At 66.7% G+C, this 20,413-nt stretch carries 20 protein-coding genes; 7 read left to right on the top strand and 13 right to left on the bottom strand.

Going from position 1 to position 20,413, the window contains the following annotated elements; genetic code table 11:
• Positions 1 to 67: 67 nt before the first annotated feature.
• Positions 68 to 2,167: a glycogen debranching protein GlgX gene (gene glgX / locus ASF41_RS00330; RefSeq protein ID WP_056489884.1), complete on the bottom strand. Its 2,100-nt coding sequence runs from the start codon at positions 2,165 to 2,167 to the stop codon at positions 68 to 70.
• Positions 2,168 to 2,234: 67 nt separating this feature from the next.
• Complete coding sequence (locus tag ASF41_RS00335) at positions 2,235 to 3,656, bottom strand: trehalose-6-phosphate synthase (protein ID WP_055954941.1); 1,422 nt, start codon at positions 3,654 to 3,656, stop codon at positions 2,235 to 2,237.
• 440 nt (positions 3,657 to 4,096) lie between these two features.
• On the opposite strand from ASF41_RS00335, the gene ASF41_RS00340 reads away from it, so the two are divergent.
• The 5 genes from ASF41_RS00340 (at position 4,097) to ASF41_RS00360 (ending at position 6,815) form a co-directional block, all read left to right on the top strand.
• Positions 4,097 to 4,549 carry a hypothetical protein gene (locus ASF41_RS00340; protein WP_056489887.1) on the top strand — a complete coding sequence of 151 codons (453 nt, stop codon included), beginning with the start codon at positions 4,097 to 4,099 and terminating at the stop codon, positions 4,547 to 4,549.
• 10 nt (positions 4,550 to 4,559) lie between these two features.
• A complete protein-coding gene (locus ASF41_RS00345; RefSeq protein WP_056217248.1) occupies positions 4,560 to 4,955 on the top strand; it encodes a phage holin family protein in 396 nt (131 codons plus the stop codon).
• Positions 4,952 to 5,344 (top strand): DUF3618 domain-containing protein, encoded by a 393-nt coding sequence (locus tag ASF41_RS00350; RefSeq protein ID WP_056489890.1) that lies wholly within the window; start codon positions 4,952 to 4,954, stop codon positions 5,342 to 5,344. The genes ASF41_RS00345 and ASF41_RS00350 overlap by 4 nt, the downstream gene beginning before the upstream one ends.
• A 69-nt stretch (positions 5,345 to 5,413) precedes the next feature.
• Positions 5,414 to 6,142 carry a YqjD family protein gene (locus ASF41_RS00355; protein WP_082503874.1) on the top strand — a complete coding sequence of 243 codons (729 nt, stop codon included), beginning with the start codon at positions 5,414 to 5,416 and terminating at the stop codon, positions 6,140 to 6,142.
• 121 nt (positions 6,143 to 6,263) lie between these two features.
• Positions 6,264 to 6,815 (top strand): alpha/beta hydrolase, encoded by a 552-nt coding sequence (locus ASF41_RS00360; RefSeq protein ID WP_056217242.1) that lies wholly within the window; start codon positions 6,264 to 6,266, stop codon positions 6,813 to 6,815.
• 3 nt (positions 6,816 to 6,818) lie between these two features.
• Here the strand turns inward: ASF41_RS00360 and ASF41_RS00365 are convergent, their stop codons facing one another.
• From ASF41_RS00365 to ASF41_RS00400, 8 genes are all read right to left on the bottom strand, one after another.
• Positions 6,819 to 7,850, bottom strand: coding sequence for a YcjF family protein (locus ASF41_RS00365; protein ID WP_056217237.1), 1,032 nt, complete (start codon positions 7,848 to 7,850; stop codon positions 6,819 to 6,821).
• Between the two features lie 21 nt (positions 7,851 to 7,871).
• Positions 7,872 to 9,311, bottom strand: a complete 1,440-nt coding sequence (locus ASF41_RS00370) for a YcjX family protein (RefSeq protein ID WP_056489893.1) — start codon at positions 9,309 to 9,311, stop codon at positions 7,872 to 7,874.
• A 113-nt stretch (positions 9,312 to 9,424) separates the two neighbouring features.
• Complete coding sequence (locus tag ASF41_RS00375) at positions 9,425 to 10,672, bottom strand: hypothetical protein (protein ID WP_056489896.1); 1,248 nt, start codon at positions 10,670 to 10,672, stop codon at positions 9,425 to 9,427.
• Between the two features lie 54 nt (positions 10,673 to 10,726).
• Positions 10,727 to 11,245: a histidine phosphatase family protein gene (locus ASF41_RS00380; protein WP_056489899.1), complete on the bottom strand. Its 519-nt coding sequence runs from the start codon at positions 11,243 to 11,245 to the stop codon at positions 10,727 to 10,729.
• Between the two features lie 14 nt (positions 11,246 to 11,259).
• Positions 11,260 to 12,240 (bottom strand): aldo/keto reductase, encoded by a 981-nt coding sequence (locus ASF41_RS00385; protein WP_056489902.1) that lies wholly within the window; start codon positions 12,238 to 12,240, stop codon positions 11,260 to 11,262.
• 97 nt (positions 12,241 to 12,337) lie between these two features.
• Complete coding sequence (locus ASF41_RS00390; protein ID WP_056489905.1) at positions 12,338 to 13,189, bottom strand: MoxR family ATPase; 852 nt, start codon at positions 13,187 to 13,189, stop codon at positions 12,338 to 12,340.
• Positions 13,190 to 13,287: 98 nt separating this feature from the next.
• The gene (locus ASF41_RS00395) at positions 13,288 to 13,938 is read right to left on the bottom strand and encodes a hypothetical protein (RefSeq protein ID WP_056269654.1); all 651 of its coding nucleotides are present in this window, start codon (positions 13,936 to 13,938) and stop codon (positions 13,288 to 13,290) included.
• Positions 13,935 to 15,179 carry a hypothetical protein gene (locus ASF41_RS00400; RefSeq protein WP_056489908.1) on the bottom strand — a complete coding sequence of 415 codons (1,245 nt, stop codon included), beginning with the start codon at positions 15,177 to 15,179 and terminating at the stop codon, positions 13,935 to 13,937. The genes ASF41_RS00395 and ASF41_RS00400 overlap by 4 nt, the downstream gene beginning before the upstream one ends.
• Before the next feature lie 264 nt (positions 15,180 to 15,443).
• Between ASF41_RS00400 and ASF41_RS00405 the strand changes: the two genes are divergently transcribed.
• The gene (locus ASF41_RS00405) at positions 15,444 to 17,285 is read left to right on the top strand and encodes a cation:proton antiporter (RefSeq protein WP_056489911.1); all 1,842 of its coding nucleotides are present in this window, start codon (positions 15,444 to 15,446) and stop codon (positions 17,283 to 17,285) included.
• A gap of 18 nt (positions 17,286 to 17,303) precedes the next feature.
• On the opposite strand, the gene ASF41_RS26560 is transcribed toward ASF41_RS00405, so the two are convergent.
• Positions 17,304 to 17,846 (bottom strand): hypothetical protein, encoded by a 543-nt coding sequence (locus ASF41_RS26560; RefSeq protein ID WP_244479507.1) that lies wholly within the window; start codon positions 17,844 to 17,846, stop codon positions 17,304 to 17,306.
• A 239-nt stretch (positions 17,847 to 18,085) separates the two neighbouring features.
• On the opposite strand from ASF41_RS26560, the gene ASF41_RS00415 reads away from it, so the two are divergent.
• Positions 18,086 to 19,261: a VWA domain-containing protein gene (locus ASF41_RS00415; protein ID WP_056489914.1), complete on the top strand. Its 1,176-nt coding sequence runs from the start codon at positions 18,086 to 18,088 to the stop codon at positions 19,259 to 19,261.
• A 74-nt stretch (positions 19,262 to 19,335) separates the two neighbouring features.
• Here ASF41_RS00415 and ASF41_RS00420 read toward each other — a convergent pair whose 3' ends face one another.
• Together ASF41_RS00420 and ASF41_RS00425 are read right to left on the bottom strand one after the other, a co-directional pair.
• Complete coding sequence (locus ASF41_RS00420) at positions 19,336 to 19,656, bottom strand: 2Fe-2S iron-sulfur cluster-binding protein (protein WP_055954982.1); 321 nt, start codon at positions 19,654 to 19,656, stop codon at positions 19,336 to 19,338.
• A gap of 181 nt (positions 19,657 to 19,837) precedes the next feature.
• Positions 19,838 to 20,188: an Hpt domain-containing protein gene (locus tag ASF41_RS00425; RefSeq protein WP_082503876.1), complete on the bottom strand. Its 351-nt coding sequence runs from the start codon at positions 20,186 to 20,188 to the stop codon at positions 19,838 to 19,840.
• Positions 20,189 to 20,413 lie beyond the last annotated feature (225 nt).

Raw genomic sequence — 20,413 nt, forward strand, 5'->3', positions numbered from 1 at the left:
TGCCTTGAGGGATCGGCGGGATGAGCCCTCGTCCGAGCCCCGGCGACGATTTCGATCCGCCCTGCGCTTATCCCCGATAGGCCGAAGCCGGCCTCGCGCGCAGGACGTAAATTGCCTGCGCATCAAGGCGGATCCCGGCCCCTGGCGGAAACAGAGCCTGTCCGGCCGGTACCGCACCGGTCTGTTTGGTGGTGTCGAAAACGAGCGTCCAGGCGCCGCCGATGATCGGCGCCAGGGTGAAGTCGCAGGGCTCCTCAGCCGCGTTGACGAGGATCAGCAGGCGATCCGCCTGCGGTAGGTCATTCCCGATCTGCATGCCGAAGGCTTGCCGCTCGGAATCCGCCCAATCGCCATCCGCCATCTCAGTCCCGCCCGGGGCAAGCCAATGAACGTCCCGTAGAGGCCCGTCATCGACCAGTGCTCCAGTGAGATAGTCGCGCCGACGAAGGGCGGGCTGTTCGCGGCGAAGGCGTGTCAGGTTGCCGACGAAGGTCGTGAGGCTGAGATCGGGATCGTTCTCCCAGTCCATCCAGCTGGTTTGATTGTCCTGCGCGTAGGCATTGTTGTTGCCGCGTTGGCTGCGCGAGCGCTCATCGCCCATGAGCAGCATCGGCACGCCCTGCGCGAGGAACACTGTCGCCAGGAGATTGCGCTTCTGACGGGCCCGCAGGTTAAGGATGACTGGATCGGTGGTCTCGCCCTCGACGCCGTAATTACGCGAGAGATTGTGTCCATGGCCGTCGCGATTGTCCTCACCATTCGCGAGGTTGTGCTTCTCCTCGTAGGCTACGACGTCGGCCAGGGTGAAGCCATCATGAGAGGCGGCGAAGTTGATGCTCGACAGCGGCCACCGCCCGGAGGCCGCGAAGATTTCGCGTGAGCCGGAGAGACCCTGCGTGACCTTGGCCAGGGTGCCGCGATCGCCGCGCCAGAAGCCCCGGATGCTATCGCGGAACTGATCGTTCCACTCGCTCCAGCCGCGGGGATAGCCTCCGAGCTGATACCCCCCTGCGCCGATGTCCCAGGGTTCGGCGATCATCTTCACCTGGGCGAGGACGGGATCCTGCGCGACGGCCTGAAAGAAGGCCGCCTTGGGGCTGAAATCATACGGGTTGCGACCGAGACTCGTCGCCAGATCGAAGCGGAAACCCGCGACGCCGTAGGCGGTCACCCAGTGCCGCAGGGAGTCGAGGACCATCTGCATGACGCGCGGATGGTCGAGGTCGAGGGTGTTGCCACAGCCGGTACAGTCGATTTCCTCGCGGCGATTGTCCGCTTTCAGCTTGTAATAACTGGCGTTGTCGATGCCGCGGAACGACAGGGTTGGTCCGGTGTGATCGGCCTCCGCCGTATGATTGTAGACGACGTCGAGGATCACTTCGATCTCGGCGGCGGCGAGCTCGCGGATAGCCGCCCGCAGGCCGCCGATGCCGGCCGGGCCGCGGTAGCGTGGATCGGCGGCGAAGTAGTTCAGGGGCGAGTAGCCCCAGAAATTCACGAGGTTCTTCTCGACGAGGAAACGGTCGTCGGCGAAGGATTGAATCGGTAGGAGCTCAATGGCGGTGACGCCGAGTTTCAGAAGATGCTCGATGATCGCCGGATGGGCGAGCGCCGCATAGGTCCCGCGTGCCGCCTCCGGCACGTCCGGATGGGTCTGCGTGAGTGCCTTGACGTGCGCCTCATAGATCACCGTCTGCGACAGCGGTCGTCGAACCGGGCTCACCGCGAGGTCGGGCACCTCCGGCGGCGCCACGATGCCACGTGGCATGAATGCGGCACTGTCGCGCCGGTCGATCTGGTCCGCGCGCTGGAGTCCGCGGCGGTGACCGTAGAGCGAATCATGCCAACGGATGCGGCCTTGAATGTCTCGGGCATAGGGGTCGAGCAGCAGTTTGGCTGGATTGAAGCGGTGGCCCTGAGCCGGATCCCAGGGACCGTGGACGCGGTAGCCATAGAGCTGGCCCGGGAATACGCCGCGCAGGTAACCGTGCCAGACGTCGTCGGTGCGACAGGGTAGCCGGATTCGACGAGTTTCGTGGCGCTCGCCAGGAGCGAACAGGCACAGGTCGACGGCCGTGGCATTCTGCGAAAACAAGGCGAAGTTGACACCGCGCCCGTCGAAATGCGCGCCGAGCGGCGCCGGCACGCCGTCATCGACGCCGATCATGTGGTCAGTTGCGATCAAGAATCTGGTGTCGTCCCGGGTTTAGGCGTCGCCGGACGACGCCGACAGATCATTCCGCAGCGGCGGCGGTACGGGGCGGCTCACGCTCGATCGTTCGAAAGTTCTCGAGTTCCGCCATGAAATTACGCGCCCACCAGTCAACATCCTCGCGCGTCATACGCTCGACCATGGGCTTCCAGCGCTCGAGGCGCTCACCGCGTGGCATGTAGAGCGCGGTACGAATCGCCTCCGCGACTTCGAAGCGGTCATAGGGATTGACGAGAAGCGCCTCGGGCAACTGTCGGGCCGAGCCAGCGAATTTCGACAGCACAAGAACACCGGGATCCTCTTCCGTCTGCGCGACGACGTACTCCTTGGCGACAAGGTTCATCCCGTCGCGCATCGGCGTAACGAGACCGACGCGTGCAGCCCGATAGAGGCCGGCGAGGACAGGACGGGGATAGGCCTTGGTGACGTACTGGATCGGCGTCCAGTTCGGCTCGCCGAGTGTTCCGTTGATGTGTCCGACGGTCTCGTTCACCTCGCGGCTGAGGTCCTCGTATTCCGGAACTTCGGTCCGGGATTTCGGGGTGATCTGAAGATAGACCACGTTCCCGCGCTGGTCCGGGTTGGAGGCGAAGAAACGGTCCACCGCCTCCATCCGCTCCGGCACACCCTTGGAATAATCCAGGCGGTCGACGCCGATCAGCAGCTTGCGCGTCCGCAGGCCCGCCATCGTCTCGCGGACGGTACGGTTAGACCCGGCATTCTCGGCCGCTTCCTTGAAGCCGGCCACATCGATCCCGATCGGGAAGCTGCGGATGCGCGTGCGGCGGCCGTCCACCATCAGGGAGCCACCGCCGAGGGGAATCGCTCGAAGCTCGTCGATGAGATTGCGTGTCAGGTTGTGGACGTCCGGATCGGTCTGCAGACCGATCAGATCGTAATCTGCGATGCCGCGCAGAAGATCGCCACTGGCGGGGAGCGTGTTGAACACGTCTGCCGCCGGCCACGGGATGTGATGGAAGTATCCGATCGGATTGGCGATCCCGAGCCCGCGAAGCTCGGAAGCCAGGGGCAACAGGTGGTAGTCGTGCACCCAAATGATGTCGTCGGGTTCGACGAGGTTCGCGAGAGCTCGGGCGAAGATGCGGTTCACACGCTGATAACCGGCATAATCGGAGCGCGAGAAGGCTCCAAGCCCGAGCCGGTAATGCATGATCGGCCAGAGGGCGCGGTTGGCGAAGCCGCTATAATACTCCCGATGGTCCTGCGGTGACAGATCGACCACGGCGTAACTGATATGCCCCCGATCGATCAGGGTCGGTTCGCTGGATGGATTCTCGACGACATTGCCGCTCCAGCCGAACCAGAGGCCTTCATAGGCGGTGAACGCCTCTTTGACGGCCACCGCGAGGCCACCTGCCGCAACGGCTTTTCCCCCTTCCTCGGGGATTGCAACGCGGTTCGATACGATGACGAGACGTGCCACGAAGCCGGCTCCGGTCCTCACGGGTCCCGCGCAGAATTGCGCGCGACCAGACTGATACATTGGGTGAACGCGCGGAAGCCGAGCGCGATCCGTCGGTGCAGCCAAGCGCGTTCGATGGACCCGGGTCAAGACCTGAATGCGTGGGGTTCACGGCAAACAAACCCACTTCAAAACCCGTCCTGTCTCATTCCGGCGCCCAGCGTTGCATGTCGCAGACATCGCCGAACACCCTACCGAACACCGCAAAGCTCAAGCTTTCGCGCCTTGCCAGACCGCGGCTGAACGGAGCCTGACGCCGGTCGTCCCAGGCCTCGTCCGAGACGCGGTACCCCAAGGCGGAACCCTGTCTCTTCCGCTGCTGTTTAACCGTCGCAAATGCCGTTTCTTTTCAACTCGTGCCGAGGAGTATCACCGTGACCGCAAACCAACCCCCAGGCCCCATGGGCGCGGAGCCGGCGAACCAGGCGGCCGATTGGAAGGCTCTGCGCGGCGATGTCGAGGGGATCACGGATGTTGCGGCGGAGCGTGGCCGCAGCTTCGTCGAAGCGGCTCGTTCGCACGCAACCGACTACATCGACCAGCGCAAGGGCGACGCCGCGCGCTCCGTGACCGACCTCGCGACGTCCGTCCGGGAGTCCAGCAAGACCTTCGAGGCGCAGCCTAACATCAGGGCCTTCTTCGATAGTGCCGCCGATGGTCTCGAGCATCTCGGCACTTCGATCGAGGAACGCAGCTTCTCGGAATTCTACGAGGATGCAGAAGCGTTCGCACGGCGCGCTCCCGTGGCGGTTGCGGTCGCGACTTTCCTTACCGGCTTCGTGGTGGCCCGCTTCATCAAGTCGACGAGTGCCGCACCTCTGAACAGTACCCATCCGACCTCCCATCGCCTCTGAGGACCGTTCGATGACCACCGGTCCGCAATCCAGTATCCAGGGCCTGATCGGCGACGCCCTGCGGGAAACCAACGAACTTGCGCGGAAGGAGATTGCCCTCTTCCGCAATGAGATGACCAGCAACGTCCGAGCGCTGTTCATCGGCCTTGGGCTCCTCGTCGGCGCCGCCGTCTTCGGCGTCGTTGCTCTCTTCGTCCTCGTCGACGCCTTGGTGAAATGGCTTGCCACCATGGTTCACTCGGAGGCCCTCGCCGCCTTGATCGTCGGCGGCGTCCTCCTCGTCGTCGCTGTGGCGCTTGCCTTGATCGGGCGAAATGCCATGTCGCTCTCGACCCTCGCCCCCGTGCGCACGACCCGCCAAGTCCGCGAGGACGCCCGTACATTGTCTGAGAGGGTCTCGGGATGACCGAATCGTTGAACGATCTGGAGAAGGACATCGAAGCGAGCCGTGCCCGTCTCGACCAGACCATTGACCAAATTCAAGAGCGGCTTTCAGTCTCCAGCATCGTCGACGAGATGCTAGGCAACGCTCGGCGTACGCCGCTCAGCGGCGCCTATGATGGGGCTCTGGAGGCGGTGCGGCGCAATCCGGTTCCGGTGCTCCTCATCGCCGCCGGAGTCGGCTGGCTTATCCACCGCATGTCGACCAACCAGACGACGCCGGGAATCCGCCGGCGCGCGCGCCTCGCGGTCGACGGCCTTCCGGTGACGAAGACGGGCGCCGACCGCGTCTACGATCCGGATCTTCCGACGCAGCATCCTGTCAACCATCTCGCCAGCGAAACCCAGATTTAGGCCCTCGCGGACAACCGCACGTGACCCGATCCAGCCCATACGGCCTTCGGCGACTCTCAGGAGCAACCCATGAGTTCGACCCAGAAACCCGGTGACGAGCACCGCTCGCTCCCCGACGATATCGCTCTCGCCGCCGGAATGCCGCGCGGCCATCAGGCCGAAGGCTCCCTGCACGATGTGCCGAGCCCGGGCTCCCACCACTCCGGCACCGAGGCACACAGCATCTACACGACGGAGGGCAGCCATGGTTCCTCGACCACCGACGAGGTGAAGGCCCGCGCCAGCGACCTCCGCGACCGCGCGGCTGAGACCGCAGGCGACGTCCGCGACCGCGTTTCCGACACGGTTCAGGACCTGCGTGAACGGGCTTCGGATGTTTACGACGACGCCCGAGGCTGGGCATCGGACACCCGCCAGGAGGGGCGCCGCCGCATCGACGATCTTAGCGAGCGCAGCAGTGCGCGTCTCCAAGATGGCCGCTCGGCCGTCGAGGACTTCGTATCTGAAAACCCACTCCTCGTTGGCGTCGTTGGACTCGCGGCCGGTCTCCTCATCGGCGCCCTGCTTCCACGGACCCGCACCGAGGACGAGAATGTCGGTCCCTGGGCGGACGAAGTGCGTGACCAGGGCCTTCGCTACGCCCGCGACGTTACCCATCGCGGACGGGACTTCGTCGCGAGCGCCCTCGATCCAGAGAACCTCAACGCCGCCGTTCAACGGGCCGCTGGCAACGAGCAGCCGGAGACCGGCGCTCCCGCACAAGCTCGGTCACCGTCCTCCGCGCCCAAGGCGCACTGATCGATCACGCGGATCTTTCGCGTCAGGCACGAAAGGGGCGGCACACAATCGTGCGGCCCCTTTCCACATCGAGAATTTCGAACGACTCGACGACGCGGAGCCCCGCCGGTATCGCAGAGCCATGAAGATTGCCGACTGCGAGATCCTAATTTTGCCGGGCTATGCCGGCTCTGAAGACGAGCATTGGCAGGCTCGCTGGGCCGATCGGCTTTCCACGGGTCGAATCGTTGTACAAGACGACTGGCATCACCCTGATGCTCAAGCTTGGCGCGCGCGGATCGTCGGGGCTGTGAACGGCGCGACCCGCCCCGTGATCCTGATCGCGCACAGCCTCGGCGTTGTGGCCGCGGTGCAGGCCGCCTCGGACTTCGCGCCGGGCGTTGTGCGCGGTGCGCTTCTCGTCGCCTTCCCGGACGTGGAGACGACGCCGAACCTGCCCGCCAGCGTCACCGCCTTCGCACCGGTACCGCGGTCTCCCTTGCCCTTCCCGTCCCTGGTGGTCGCCAGCCGCAACGATCCCTATTGCAGCTACGCCCGTGCCGAGGACTTCGCTTATGCCTGGGGTGCCGTCGTGGTCGATGCGGGGGAGGCCGGGCACATCAACGTGGCGAGCGGGCACGGTCCCTGGCCGGAAGGCCTGATGCGCCTCGCCGGCTTCATGAAGACCCTGTAGCGATCAGCCCTTCGCCTCATCCGTCAGCGGCTTAAGCAGTTCGCCCGCCACGTCCGAAAGTCGCGGCGGCGCCTCACGCACGAACGGCAGCGGCCGGCAGACCGCCAGCGCGGCAAGGCCGAAGCGAGCCGTCATTAGGCCGTTAAGGACACCCTCGCCCAGCTTCGCCGAGACGCGGGCGGCAAGGCCGAGGCCGAGCACCTGCTGGATCATACTCTCGCCGACCGCCATGCCCCCCGTCACGGTGAGATGGGCGAAAGCGGCACGCGCCAAGCGCAGGAAGCCGAAAAAGCCCGGGCGTCCGCCATAGATCGTGGCGATCCGGCGCAACAGGCGCACGGCGGCAAAGATCACGAAGGCGACATCGACGATGGCACGTGGGCTCAGGGCGGTCACCGCCGACACCTGCTTGGCCGAGGCCGCGATGGCGTTGCGAGCCTGGCGATCGAGGGGCGCGAGCAACTCGTGCTCGGCGAGGCCGATGCGGTCGTCCACATCGAGGATCGCGTCGCCGAGGGTGGCGAGACGAGCACGGCCCGCCGCCAACGCGGTACGCTCGGCGTAGAGACCCGTCAGGTCACGCACAACGGCCTGCGCGGCGGAATGGTCGCGGGTGGCAATCGCCTCGATCGCCTTGGCGCGGACCCGCTCGATCTGGCGCTCGTGCCAGATCCCCGACAACTCCCGGGCGACGAGGGCTAGGAATGCGACTGCCGCGACGGCCAGCAGGACCAGGGCGACGGTGCCGAGCCAGGGGGCGGCGCTGAACAGGTCTGCGATCAGGCGCTCCACCGACAACCCGACGCCGAGGGATACGAGACCTCCGAGAGCGATAAGAAGCAGGCTGAGCCACGGAGCGCGCGCCTTGGGGGCGACAGGCACCGCAACACCGTCGGCCGCATCGACGACCTCGAAGGGCTCCTCGACGATTCGGACATGGGCCGCTGCCGCGGGAGACGGCGCAATGCCGTCGGTGATCTCCTCGGATCCGCTCGGCGGAATGCGAAAGGCACGGGGGCGGTTGCTCGAGCTCATGACTGGGACATCCCGGAGGTCTTAGGCGAGTTTGTCGCCGATGAGGAACTGCATGGCGCGGTCGAGCCGGATCTGCGGCAGGTTACCAGGCCGGCCGAGGGCATCGGGTTTCACGAGGGGCGGTCGGAAGCGGGGAAACCGTAAGGACCCGGGAGGGACGGCTCCTTCCAATACCAATTCCGGGCGCTGCGGCAGCTCACCGGGGAAGATCGCCGCCTCGCTCAAGCCGTCGAAGATCTCGTCCCCGACGCGCTCAGCCGCTTCCGGCGTACCGGATACGGCACGGAGAATCTCGTCTCCGTCATGCACGGTGGTCTCACGCGTTGCCCGGACCGAGGCCAGGGCGACGGTGCCGACCCGTGCGCCCGCCGCCTCCGTCCGCCGCATCGCCCGCGAAACGAGCAGCCGTAGCAGGGCGTCGAGGCGATCGTGGCTCGTCTGGTGCAAATGGTCAGCCTTGGTGGCGGCGAAAAGGATCCGCTCGGCGCGTGGCGCAAACAGCCGGGACAGAATCGTGTTGCGCCCGATGCGGAAGCTGAGAAGCACGGCATCGAGCGCCTCCTCAAGCTCGGCCAGCGCGGCCGGTCCGGCATCCACCGCCGCCAGGACATCGACGAGGACGATCTGCCGATCGACTCGCTGGAAGTGGTTGCGGAAGAACGGCTCGACGACCTTCGCTTTGTAGGCCTCGAAGCGGCGTTCCATCAGTCCGGCGAGACTGTCCGGCACCAGGATCTCAGGCAGGTTGTCGAGAGGCGCGAAGGTCAGGGCCGGCGAGCCGGCGAGATCGCCAGGCATCAGGAAGCGTCCGGGCGGCGTGGTCGCCACGGCTTCGGGACCGGCGCGTAGGGCCGAGAGATAGGTCTTGAAACCGGTGCTGGCGCGCTCGGCCACCACCTCATCAAGGGGGCCGTGCGGGTCGAGACCCCTCAGCATCTCGAGCCAGGGCGCGGCCATCGCTCCGCGGCCACTTCGGCGCGTGCCCGCGATGGTGGCGCGCGACCAGGCGGTGTAACTCTGATCGATCAGTGCGAGGTCGAGAAGCCACTCACCCGGATAGTCCACGACATCGAGCATCAATGTGCCCGGACCGGAGCGCCAGCCTCCGGATCTCTCATACTCGATGGCGAGGCGGAACTGGCTGATCCGGTCGGTCGAGCGTGGCCAAAGTCGCTGCTCGGTCAGGGCAGCGTAGTGGTCCTCATAGGGAAAGCGCGGAATGTCGTCGTCCGGCTGCGGCACGAGGCGCGCCCGGCGCAGGCGGCCCTCGTGGGCCGGCGCAAAGGCCGGAAGGGCATGGGCTTCGACGAGGTGATGGATCAGGGCCGTCGTGAAGACGGTCTTGCCCGATCGCGCGAGACCGGTGACGCCGAGCCGCAGGGTGGGCTGGATCAGCAGGTCGCTCGATGCCTCGGCGAAGGCCTTGACCGCGGAACCCGCACGCGCGGCGAAGCTGTTCATGGCAACCTTCTCATGGGGCGGGTTGGGAAAGGCGAGGCTGGACGCCGCAGCGATGTCGCTGAGGTGGCGCGACCACGACGCCGCTGCAAGACGTGCGGGTCAAGCCTCGCTGCTCAGGGTGCCGTGACCGGTGCGTTGGCGGCGGCAAGGGTGTTGGCATCGAGACGCTCAATGGCGGTCTCCACCAGAACCGGGGCAGCGCGCAGGGCCCCGAGCTCCACGCTCGACATCGCTTGCATGACCGGGCGCAGGTTCGGCAATGGACGTCCGTCGGGTCCGAACAGCTCGAGGTCGTCTTCGACTTTCAGGCCGACGCTGGCGGCGATCCGCGTGGCATAGTTACGGATGCGGGTCTCATCGTTGCCGCAGACCGGCGCCGGCACGCTCAGATCGAGAAGCGGCAGGCTCGACGCGCCCGCCGCAATCGCCGGCAGAGCGGCGGACTCCGCCACGAAACGCTCCTGAAGACGCGCCACCGACCCGGCTTTCGGGGGCGGCACACGCCGTTGGCCCGTCGATGCGGCGCTCAGAACAGCGCTCGGCTCGACGAGAAGCACGGATGGCCTGGCGATCATCGTCGAGGGCTTCACCAAAATTTCGGAAGGGCGGACCAGCAGTGCCGATTTCGATGGGGTCGCCGCTGCCAACTTCGTGAAAGCTGGACCTTTGGCTGTCTCGCGCACCGGGCTCGGACGCCCCCGTAGGCGCGCCAGGGGCGACCAAGGCTGAATCCGCAGAGGGCCGCCCCGTCCCACAATGGCCGCGCGGGAGATGCCGCCGCGCGAATGGCGAGCCAGGAAGCGGGCCCGGAGCGTGCCGCCGATCCCGCGGGGCGCGATCTCCGGAGAAATCCTCGTGCCCGTTCGACGGCTCGCGAGGGGTGCGACCGACCCGCCGATCCGGCACTCTGCGGGAGCCCAGCGCCGCACGATGGCGAGGGCCGACCGGCGGCCGAATTCGCGATAGTAGCGCCGGAGCAGCTGCGCCGCCGCATCGGCGCCATCGGCCGCGGTGGCGAATCCGGTATGACCCTCGCTGTCCGCGCCGATCTCTCCGTTCCAGCGGGCCTTCTTGATGCACCAGTAATTGTTCAGCTTGACGCAACGGGCGACGAAGGCCGGGGCGCCGGACGTGTAGCGGGCCACCAGAGCGAGTGAGGCGGGGCGCAGGCTTTCGGCTGCCTCATAGCGCCAGTTCGAGACGGCCCGGCCCTCGGATTCGAAGACCGGGAAGGGCGCAGAATTCCTTTCGGATGCCGCAGATGCCATCCGCCAGCGCGTCGCGTCCGGTCGAAGATCTTCGATCGTCCCCTCCAGGCGCGGCAGCAGCGTCGAGAGGACGAGGAGCGTGGTCAGGAGCACGGGATCTGCGAAGCTTGTTCGGGATCAGGGCAACGGCGTCCGGGCCAGAAGGGTTCAATCCGCGATGTCGATGTCCCTCGGGGCGACGAACCGCTCCAGCCGTCCCATCCCGGCAGCGACCGCATTCCAGGCGTCCCCGTCGAAATCCAGGACCACCACGGAAGCGGTGGGAAACTCCAGCGCCAGCCGCTTGCGTCCGTCCTTGTCGCCGGAGCCGGCCAGCCGCATCGCCAGATCCTGCAGGCCGGGATTGTGACCAATCATCAGGAGGCTCCCCACGATATCCGGCGTCGACCGAACGACGGCGAGCAAGGCCGTTTCCGGCGCCTCGTAAATCGATGGGACGATCTCGGCCTCGGGCCCCTGCAGGGCGCTCTGTATCGCATCCCAGGTCTCGCGGGTGCGCTGTGCCGGAGACACGACGACCGCCTCGGGAATCAAGCCTTCGACCGAAAGGTACGCCCCCATCTGCGGAGCAGCGCGCTTGCCGCGGTTGTTCAGCGGGCGATCGAGATCGGCGATGCCGGGCGGACGGTCGGACTTGGCGTGACGCAGGAGGATCAGGCGACGCATGCGGGCTTGGACTTTCAGGTGAATCCGACGACGGGATGCGGGATATAGGGCGCTTCGAGGGCACTCACCTCCTCGCTCGTAAGGTCGAGATCGAGAGCCGCGACGGCATCCGCGAGATGGCTCGGCTTCGACGCGCCGATGATCGGCGCGGTCACCACCGATTTCTGGAGCAACCAGGCCAGGGCGACCTGGGCGCGCGGCACGCCCCGCGTGGTGGCGATGGTCGAGACCTGGGCGACGATGGCCCGATCGGCCGCATCCGCGGAGGCGTAGAGATGCCGGCCGACCTCGTCGCTATCCTGACGCGCGCTGCGCACATCCCAGTCGCGGGTCAGCCGACCCCGGGCCAGAGGGCTCCAGGGCAGCACCGCGATGTCCTGATCCAGACAGAGCGGCAGCATCTCGCGCTCCTCTTCCCGGTGCAGCAGGTTGTAGTGGTCCTGCATCGTGGCGAAGCGGGTCCAGCCGTAGCGGTCGGCCGTGAAGAGCGCCTTGGCGAACTGCCAAGCGTACATCGATGAGGCGCCGATGTAGCGGGCTTTTCCGGCCTTCACCACGTCGTGGAGCGCTTCCAGCGTGACCTCGATCGGCGTCCCGTAATCCCAGCGGTGGATCTGGAAGAGGTCGACATAGTCGGTGCCGAGGCGCTTGAGACTGGCATCGATGGAGGCGAAGATCGCCTTGCGCGAGAGTCCACCGGCATTGGGCTGGCTCTTCAGAGGAAAGAAACACTTGGTGGCGAGCACGACGGCGTCGCGGTCGGCATAGTCGTCCAGGGCGCGCCCGACGATCTCCTCACTGGTGCCGTCCGAATAGGCATTGGCGGTGTCGAAGAAGTTGATGCCGAGATCGAGCGCCCGCTTGATCATCGGCCGGCTCTCGTCCTCGCGCAGGGTCCAGGGATGGGGACCGCGCTCGGGAACCCCGTAGGTCATGCAGCCGAGGCAGAGAGGCGAGACGTCGAGGCCGGTGCGGCCGAGCTTCTTCAGATTCATCGGAAGCGTTCCACTGGAGACGAACCTTGCGCGGGCCGCCCGATCTATCTGGGTTCCGCCGATGCGCCGGGCCAGGGGCCGACGCCGATGGTGCGGCTTAGTTACCGCGCTGCTCGCGCCGCATGAGGAAGGCGAGCTTCTCGAACAGCCCGACATCCTGCTCGTTCTTCAGGAGCGCACCGTGCAGCGGCGGGATCAGCTTGCGGCCATCGCGCTCGCGCAGGGTCTCGGGCGCCACGTCTTCGGAGACGAGAAGCTTGAGCCAGTCGAGTAGCTCGGAGGTCGAGGGCTTCTTCTTCAGACCCGGGACCTCGCGGGTCTCGAGGAAGACGCGCAGGGCCTCCTCGACCAGACGGTGCTTGATGCCCGGATAGTGTACCTCGACGATGGCCTTCAGAGTCTCGGCGTCGGGGAACTGGATGTAGTGGAAGAAGCAGCGCCGCAGGAAGGCGTCCGGCAGCTCCTTCTCGTTGTTCGAGGTGATGATGACGATCGGGCGCCGTTCGGCCCGAACCGTCTCGCCGGTTTCGTAGACGTGGAATTCCATCCGATCGAGTTCGGTCAGGAGGTCGTTCGGAAATTCGATGTCGGCCTTGTCGATCTCGTCGATGAGCAGCACCGGGCGCTCGGGGGCGGTGAAGGCCTCCCACAGCTTGCCGCGCCGGATGTAGTTGCCGATATCCGAGACGCGCGGGTCGCCGAGCTGGCTGTCGCGCAGGCGCGAGACTGCGTCGTATTCGTAGAGGCCCTGCTGCGCCTTGGTGGTCGACTTGACGTTCCAGGTGAGGAGTGGCGCACCGAGGCCCTTGGCGATTTCCTCGGCCAGCACCGTCTTGCCGGTACCGGGTTCCCCCTTCACCAGCAGCGGTCGCTCCAGCACGATGGCGGCGTTCACCGCCGTGGTCAGGTCGGAGGTCGCGACGTAGTCGGCGGTACCGGTGAAGCGCATGGCGGAACTCGCGGGATGGGGACGCTGAGACATCCGGGGTTAGAGCGCGGCCGGGATCCCCGCAAGGCACCGTCCGCGGCCGACGAAGACCGGTCGTGCTAGAGCGTCTTTCCGTCGTGCCAGACGCAGTTCGATGCCAGGATGCCGAGGTTGACGTCGGATTTCTGCGGTTGGGGCAGCGTCTTTCCGTCCATAGCGAGATCAATCTTGATCTCGACCTGCCCCTTCGCCTCGTTCTGGCGCCGGGAGAAGTAGCAGTATTGCTGGAACGGCTGGTCTTCGTTCGCACGAAAGTTCCAGCCGGTGACGATTTGGCCGTCCATGTAGGGCACCTGCTTGAACACGGTGAAGGTGGTGTTCACGGGGGCCTTCGAGGCCGGCGCGGCGTCGTTGCCGAGCTGCGCCTTCGTCGGAATCGGCGCTCCACCCGCCTTCGGCACCCCGCCCTCGAGCTTGAGGACGTTATCCGTCAGTGTGACCTCGCCCTTGGTCTTCAGGGTCACGTCGGACAGGGCCGCCTGCATCGCGGCCGCAATCTTCTCCGCCGCCGAATCGAACTGGTTCATGTAGGCATAGCCGTAGGACGCCGCGCCGAGTCCGGCGCCGGCGAGAAGCAGGAAGGCGCCTGCCCCGATGGAGCGGAACAGGAAAGCGCGCGCGGCGATGATCCGCGCCTCGGCCCGAAGGCGTCCGTTCACGCTCTGAGCGAGGACGACATTCTCGGGGGTGCCGGAGGTATGGATGCTCACGCGCCGGCTCCTGCGCTCGCGGCCTGTGCGGAGCCACGTCGATCGATCGGGATCACCGCGCCGCCGGCCGCGGCCGTTGCCGGAGCCGCGGGTGTCGCGGCGGCCGGCGCCTGGGCAGCGACGGAAGGCTCATCCGGCGCGCCTCGAGGCTGGCTCAAGGCCATTTCCTGGCGCAGGGCGTCGGTGATCGAGTCGAGCATGTAAGGGGTCGCGGCCGGGTCGACGGTGGCACCGAGGTCATCCTCGTCCATAAAGGTCTTGCGCACCGACACGGCGCAGAGGGCGAGGATCGTCGACGCGAAAGCGGCACAGACCGCCGGCACGAACACGAAGATCCGCAGGAAGGCGTGGACCTGCGCCTCGCTCACGTCGATCGGGTCGACGCCGTAGACCATGGCGGTGAAGGAGTGCAGCTGCGAGCGATTGACCGAGTTGCGATAGGCCTGCTCGGCGTCGGCGACCTTGCGCTCCGCCGCGCCCCGATCGAGGTCGCCGCGGGCCTTGCGTGCCTCTTCGAGCATCTTCGTCACGGCGCCCCGGTCGGAGCCGGCCTTCGCGACGCTCGCATTGAGGGTCGCCGTGCGCGGATCGGTAACGCACTTCATGTTCGAGTAGCGCTGACCACGGCTGTTGGTGCCGTAGACGCGTTCGCAGCGCTGCGCCGGCAAGCCGGCGAGCTGGCTGGCGTTCTCGGCAGCGCGCTTCTCGATCTGATCGAGCTCGGTCGTGTACTGCGCGACCCGCGCATCCGCCGTGGCGATGCGGTTGTCGATGGTGCCGCGATCAGCCTGTGCGTCCTTCAGGGCGGTCTTCGCCTTGGCGGCGTCCATCAGGCGCGGATGAAACATCATTTCGCCGAGCTGGGACACCGACTTGGTGGTAACGCCGGCCGCGAAGATGATGCCGACGATCGCCAGCGCGCGGATGAAATAGGAGCGCTGCGTGCGGGCCAGAATCCCGAGGGGGACGCGGCACAGCTCCACCGCCGCGTAGACCAGCGGGGCGAGGAGCATGAAGTAGAACGCCTGCGAGTCGCCGTCGCTGTAGACGCCAGCGAACAGCCACGCTCCCCAGAGCGAGGCACCGATGACCATGAACTCGACGAGATAGGCGATCGCGACGTAGCCCCACTTGATGCGGTAGCCCCTCTCGATATGTCGTTCGTGAGTCCAGCGGTCGGACTCCCGGCGCCAGTCTCGGGCTTCACGTTGCACGTCGCGGTTGGGCGGCGTCTTTCGCATGGGGCACTCGTGTCTCGAAACGCGACGCTGCGCGCTTAACCGTCCGTTAAGGCTTTGCCTTATGCGCATATTGTGCCGTTTTTGCGCCGCATCAGCGGTGCTGACCAGCACGGTCTCCCCATCCGAATGGTCGCAGCCGACCATTTTGTTGTTTCCGCGTGTGTGCGCTGTTGCGCCGGGATGGCCCCGGTGCCCATGGTCATGGACGGACTGGGCCGGGGCGCGCCCGTCCATAGCTCCGGCCGCTGGAGACATCCCCGACTGATGACGGACGTGCACGCCGGCTCCTACAAGGAAGCGATCCTATTCCTCGTCACCGCGGGCGTGGTGGTGCCGTTGTTCCATCGGCTGCGCATCAGTCCGGTGCTGGGCTTCATCGGGGCGGGCGCACTCCTCGGTCCCTTCGGTCTCGGACGCTTCGCCGAGACGCACCACTGGGTCTCGACCTTCACCATCGCCAACCGGGCGGAGATCGCGCACCTCGCCGAGTTCGGCGTGATCTTCCTCATGTTCATGATCGGCGTCGAGCTCTCGTGGGAGCGTCTGCGAACGCTCCGCCGCCTCGTCTTCGGCCTCGGCTCCATCCAGGTCCTTGCCTCCTCGGTCGTGATCGGCCTGATCCTCCTGTCCCTGTCAGTGCCGCTCGCCGCCGCGATCATCGTCGGACTGGCCCTCGCTCTGTCCTCGACCGCGATCGTGCTGCCGGTCCTTGCGGACCAGAAGCGACTGAATACCCCGGCGGGCCGCGCAAGCTTCGCGGTCTTGCTGTTCCAGGACCTCGCGGTGGCCCCGGTCCTGTTTGCCATCGCGGTGCTCGGCAGGAACGACGGCTCGGATGTGGGGGGCGCCCTCGCCCTCGCGCTCGGTCAGGCGGCTGTCGCCATCGTGGTAATCGTCGTGGTGGGACGTGTGGCGCTGCGGCCGCTGTTCCAGCTGGTGGCCCGAACGCGCTCGCCCGAGCTGTTCATGGCGGCCTGCCTCCTGGTCATCATCGGCACCGCCGTGACGGCTGCCGCCGCCGGGCTCTCGATGACCCTCGGCGCCTTCGTGGCCGGGCTGTTGCTGGCGGAGACCGAGTATCGCCGCGCGATCGAGGCGACGATCGACCCGTTCAAGGGCCTGCTGCTGGGGGTATTCTTCGTCTCCGTGGGCATGAATCTCGATCCAGCCCACCTCATGTCGGCCCCGGGCGCGGTGCTGGGGCTCGCCCTGGCCCTGATCCTCATCAAGGGCGCCGTCATCGTCATCGCCGCGCGTTTCCTGAAGCTGTCCCGGGCAGTGGCCGTCGAAGCAGCCCTTTTGCTGGGTCCCGGCGGCGAGTTCGCCTTCGTGCTGATCGGTGGCGCCTTGGCGGGCGGGCTCGTGCCCGAGGAGGTCGGGCAGGCCGCCCTGGTCGTGACCACGGTGACCATGATCGCGATCCCGGCCCTCGCCGTGCTGGCGCGCCGCGTCGGCAGGCGACTCTCGACCGCGCAGCTCGGCCGGGCGCGGGCCGAGCCGGTGCCGGATCGTCAGCAGAACCGGGTCATCATCGCGGGATACGGCCGCGTCGGGCGGCTCGTTGGCGAGATGCTGGTCCGGCACAAGATCCCGTATCTCGCCCTCGACGCGGATGCGGCCCGAGTCTCGGAACATCGCCGTCTGGGCAATCCGGTCTATTTCGGAGATTCGGCCAATCCCGAGCTGCTGCGCCGCTGCGACATCGCCAATGCCCGGGCCCTCGTCGTTACCCTGGACAATCCCAGGGCCGTCGAGGCGGTGGTGGAAGCAGCCCGGGCCGAGCGGCGCGACATCACCATCGTGGCGCGGGCGCGCGATGCCCGACACGCCACCGCGCTCTACGAGATGGGCGTCGATGATGCAGTTCCCGAAACCATCGAGGCGTCGCTCCAGCTCTCGGAAGCCGTCCTCGTCGATGTCGGCGTGCCGATGGGGCTCGTGATCGCTTCGATCCACGAACGACGCGACGAGTATCGGGCGATGCTGAAGCGGAAGGAGACCGAGGTCCGGCCGGCCTTTCGGGCTCGCCGCACCGTCGGCAAGGTCGTGGAAGTCCGGGACGCGACGCCTGCGGACGAGGCCAAACCGGTCAGCAAGACCGCCTGAGGAACGAACCCGAGCGCTTCAGAGCAGCCGGCCCTGGCCACGGGGGGGCATCATGGGCACGGACAGGGAGTTCGAAGCGGATGGTTTGGATGGACCGGGGACCGTGCCGCTCCGCCCGGCCTTGAGCCCCGCTGGCGGCTTCGGAGATGCCGGCTTGAGGGCATCGGGCGGCTTCGGCGTTCGGGGTTTGGCCCGACGGACGGACGAATGGGCTGCCGGATCCATGCCGGGCGCGTAGCTGCAGCGATAGACGATCTCGTCCGGCGGACCGAGGCCGGTGTCGAGCGGGATCGTCACCGTATCGTCGTTGAAGCGCCATTTGCGCGTGCCCTTGTCCCAGTAAAGCCAGATCGTCGTCGGATGCCCCTGGATCGAGAAGATCGCCGCCTTCTTGGAGACCGCCCGGATGGTGCGCGGCTCGTACATTCCCTTGGCCCGGTAGGCGTCCGCGAAGGAGGCGGGTTGCCGGTCAATGAAGGTGTTGCGCACCACCTGAATCGTCGCGCCCGGCTCCGAAAGGAACCGCTTGAAATCGCTCAACGAGCGCAACGCGAGCGCCATGTCGGTCACTCCCAACTCAACCCGAAGACCATGCGCCCTGACGACTTGCCCTGACTTGCACGAGACCGTGGGGCCAAGATGTTCGATTCAGATGACAAGTCCCGTTCGCTGGAATAACGTCCGCTTGGCACTATCAACAGAAATCCTGGGTTATACCCAGCTTAACGTATGTGACTCGGCCAGGCGTCGGGCGCGGGTCGGGTCTTGACCACGACACCGGCTTCCCGCGTTGTCACCCCATGCTGCTCCAGTTCTTCACCGCCCTGCGCGACACCAAGGTCCCCGTCACGCTGCGGGAGTTCCTGACGCTCCTGGGTGCGCTCGACCGGGACCTCGCCGAGAAGCGGATCGAGGAGTTCTACCTCCTGGCCCGTACGACCCTGGTGAAGGACGAGCGCAACCTCGACCGTTTCGACCGCGTGTTCGGCACCGTGTTCAAGGGCATCGAGACCCTGGGCGCGGCATCCGAACCGACGCCGATCCCGGAGGAATGGCTGCGCAAGCTCGCCGAGAAGTACCTCACCGATGCCGAGAAGGCAGAATTGCAGGCGCTCGGCTGGGATAATCTGTTCGAGACCCTGAAACAGCGCCTCGCCGAACAGCGGGAGCGCCACCAGGGCGGCAACAAGTGGATCGGCACCGGCGGCACCTCGCCGTTCGGGGCCTACGGCTACAATCCGGAGGGCATCCGGATCGGCCAGGACGGCAACCGCAACTTCCGCGCCGTGAAGGTCTGGGACAAGCGAGAATTCCGGGACCTGGACGACACGGTCGAGCTCGGCACCCGCAACATGCGGGTGGCTCTGCGACGCCTGCGCCGCTTCGCCCGCAGCGGCGCGGCGGACGAACTCGACCTCGACGGCACCATCCGCGAGACCGCCGCCAAGGGCTACCTCGACGTGAGGCTCCGGCCGGAGCGGCGCAATGCCGTGAAGGTCTTACTGTTCCTCGACGTGGGCGGCTCGATGGACTTCCACGTGGCTTTGGCCGAGGAGTTGTTCTCCGCTGCCCGCTCGGAGTTCAAGCACTTCGAGCACTTTTACTTCCACAACTGCCCCTACGAGCGCGTCTGGCGCGAGAACCGGCGCCGGCACGACGAGACACTGCCACTCCTCGACGTGCTGCGGACCTATCCGCCGGACTATCGCGTGGTGTTCGTCGGCGACGCCTCCATGAGCCCGTACGAGATCGCCATGGCGGGCGGATCGGTGGAGCACTGGAACGAGGAACCTGGCGAGGTCTGGCTGAACCGCATCCTCGAGCGGTTTCCGAAGACGGTCTGGCTGAACCCCGTTCCGGCGGAACACTGGGCCTACACCCAGTCGATCGGGATGATCCGCCGGCTGATGGGAGAGCGCATGTTCCCGCTCAACCTCGAAGGCATTGATGCGGCGATGCGGACTTTGGTCCGGTAAATTACTCTACCGCCATCGGAAATCCGGCGCCGGGCTCGGGCGGCCTCGCGCGATGGCGGGCTCCGAGCGCCCCTTCAGCCCTGACGCGCCGGCGTCGTGACGCTGAGCCCGTCCAGCTCCGGGGTGATGCGAATCTGGCAGCACAGCCGCGAGGTCGCGCGCACGTCGGAGGCGAAATCGAGCATGTCCTGCTCCATCGCCTCGGCGGGACCCACGACCTCGGCCCAGGCCGCATCGACGTAGACGTGGCAGGTGGCGCAGGCACAGGCGCCGCCGCATTCCGCATCAATCCCCGGTACGTTGTTGCGGATCGCCGCTTCCATCACGGTCGATCCCACGTCGCCCTCCACGGTCCTGGCCGTTCCGGCGTGGTCGACGTAGGTGATCTTGGGCATCGGGGGCTCCGGGCTCGGACAACGCGTAGTACGGCCGGTTGTGCGGCGCAGAGCCTGCCTTGAAGGGGCAGGCCTCCGAATGCAAGCGCGCTCGCCGACCGGGCGATGTTTCCTGCGCTTACGCCGCAGCGGCCGCGCCGTTCCATCGACGATCCGCGACGCGACGTCCGGGCTCGGTATTTCAGAGGGGTCGCGTCGAGGTCGCGAGGGTTTCGGCGATTGCGGCGGCGAGCGTTTCGGCGGGGACGTCCGTCCCACCGACGCGCAGCGCGTCCTCGATCGCCCCCGAGATCCGGGCGACGCGGACCGCACCGATCCCGAGAGCCGAGCCCTTCAGGGTGTGGGCGAGGTCGGCCCGCTCGGCCGGCTCCCGGTCCGGATCGACGATTCCCGGCAGGAGGCGGTGGCACTGGGCCGCGAAGAGCCCGAGGAGCTCCGCGGCCAGCGCGGCGTCGCCGAAGGTCTGGCGCGACAGGTGGTCGGCATCGAGGAGCACCGCCGCCGACGGGTCTGGGAAATCCGGTTCTCGCACTGCATCCTCGCGCGCCTGCGGCGGCGGCCATCCTGGCTATCCACAGCTGAGCCCCGCCGTCGTTCGCTTCCGTCTACGCGTTGAGGCATCATGCAGAAAGACGACGGCGCGGTACCGGCCCTCGGCTTGGTAACCATTCCGTTAAGGTTTTTTGGGCGCTGCGGCCGGCTCGGGTATCCGAGCCCTGTGCCGAAGTCTAAAGTTCCTTGGTAAATTGGTAAAAGT

Source organism: Methylobacterium sp. Leaf111, from assembly GCF_001423285.1.
In the GTDB taxonomy this organism is placed as follows: Bacteria; Pseudomonadota; Alphaproteobacteria; order Rhizobiales; family Beijerinckiaceae; genus Methylobacterium.

Excerpts from the sequence above, each read along its gene's own strand:
- ASF41_RS00365 (WP_056217237.1), bottom strand. The coding sequence starts at position 7,850 with ATGAGCTCGAGCAACCGCCCCCGTGCCTTTCGCATTCCGCCGAGCGGA.
- ASF41_RS00385 (WP_056489902.1), bottom strand. The coding sequence starts at position 12,240 with ATGAATCTGAAGAAGCTCGGCCGCACCGGCCTCGACGTCTCGCCTCTC.
- glgX (WP_056489884.1), bottom strand. The coding sequence starts at position 2,167 with ATGATCGGCGTCGATGACGGCGTGCCGGCGCCGCTCGGCGCGCATTTC.
- ASF41_RS00345 (WP_056217248.1), top strand. The coding sequence starts at position 4,560 with ATGACCACCGGTCCGCAATCCAGTATCCAGGGCCTGATCGGCGACGCC.
- ASF41_RS00360 (WP_056217242.1), top strand. The coding sequence starts at position 6,264 with ATGAAGATTGCCGACTGCGAGATCCTAATTTTGCCGGGCTATGCCGGC.
- ASF41_RS00380 (WP_056489899.1), bottom strand. The coding sequence starts at position 11,245 with ATGCGTCGCCTGATCCTCCTGCGTCACGCCAAGTCCGACCGTCCGCCC.
- ASF41_RS00420 (WP_055954982.1), bottom strand. The coding sequence starts at position 19,656 with ATGCCCAAGATCACCTACGTCGACCACGCCGGAACGGCCAGGACCGTG.
- ASF41_RS00405 (WP_056489911.1), top strand. The coding sequence starts at position 15,444 with ATGACGGACGTGCACGCCGGCTCCTACAAGGAAGCGATCCTATTCCTC.
- ASF41_RS00415 (WP_056489914.1), top strand. The coding sequence starts at position 18,086 with ATGCTGCTCCAGTTCTTCACCGCCCTGCGCGACACCAAGGTCCCCGTC.
- ASF41_RS26560 (WP_244479507.1), bottom strand. The coding sequence starts at position 17,846 with ATGGCGCTCGCGTTGCGCTCGTTGAGCGATTTCAAGCGGTTCCTTTCG.
- ASF41_RS00400 (WP_056489908.1), bottom strand. The coding sequence starts at position 15,179 with ATGCGAAAGACGCCGCCCAACCGCGACGTGCAACGTGAAGCCCGAGAC.
- ASF41_RS00340 (WP_056489887.1), top strand. The coding sequence starts at position 4,097 with ATGGGCGCGGAGCCGGCGAACCAGGCGGCCGATTGGAAGGCTCTGCGC.
- ASF41_RS00350 (WP_056489890.1), top strand. The coding sequence starts at position 4,952 with ATGACCGAATCGTTGAACGATCTGGAGAAGGACATCGAAGCGAGCCGT.
- ASF41_RS00355 (WP_082503874.1), top strand. The coding sequence starts at position 5,414 with ATGAGTTCGACCCAGAAACCCGGTGACGAGCACCGCTCGCTCCCCGAC.
- ASF41_RS00370 (WP_056489893.1), bottom strand. The coding sequence starts at position 9,311 with ATGAACAGCTTCGCCGCGCGTGCGGGTTCCGCGGTCAAGGCCTTCGCC.
- ASF41_RS00390 (WP_056489905.1), bottom strand. The coding sequence starts at position 13,189 with ATGCGCTTCACCGGTACCGCCGACTACGTCGCGACCTCCGACCTGACC.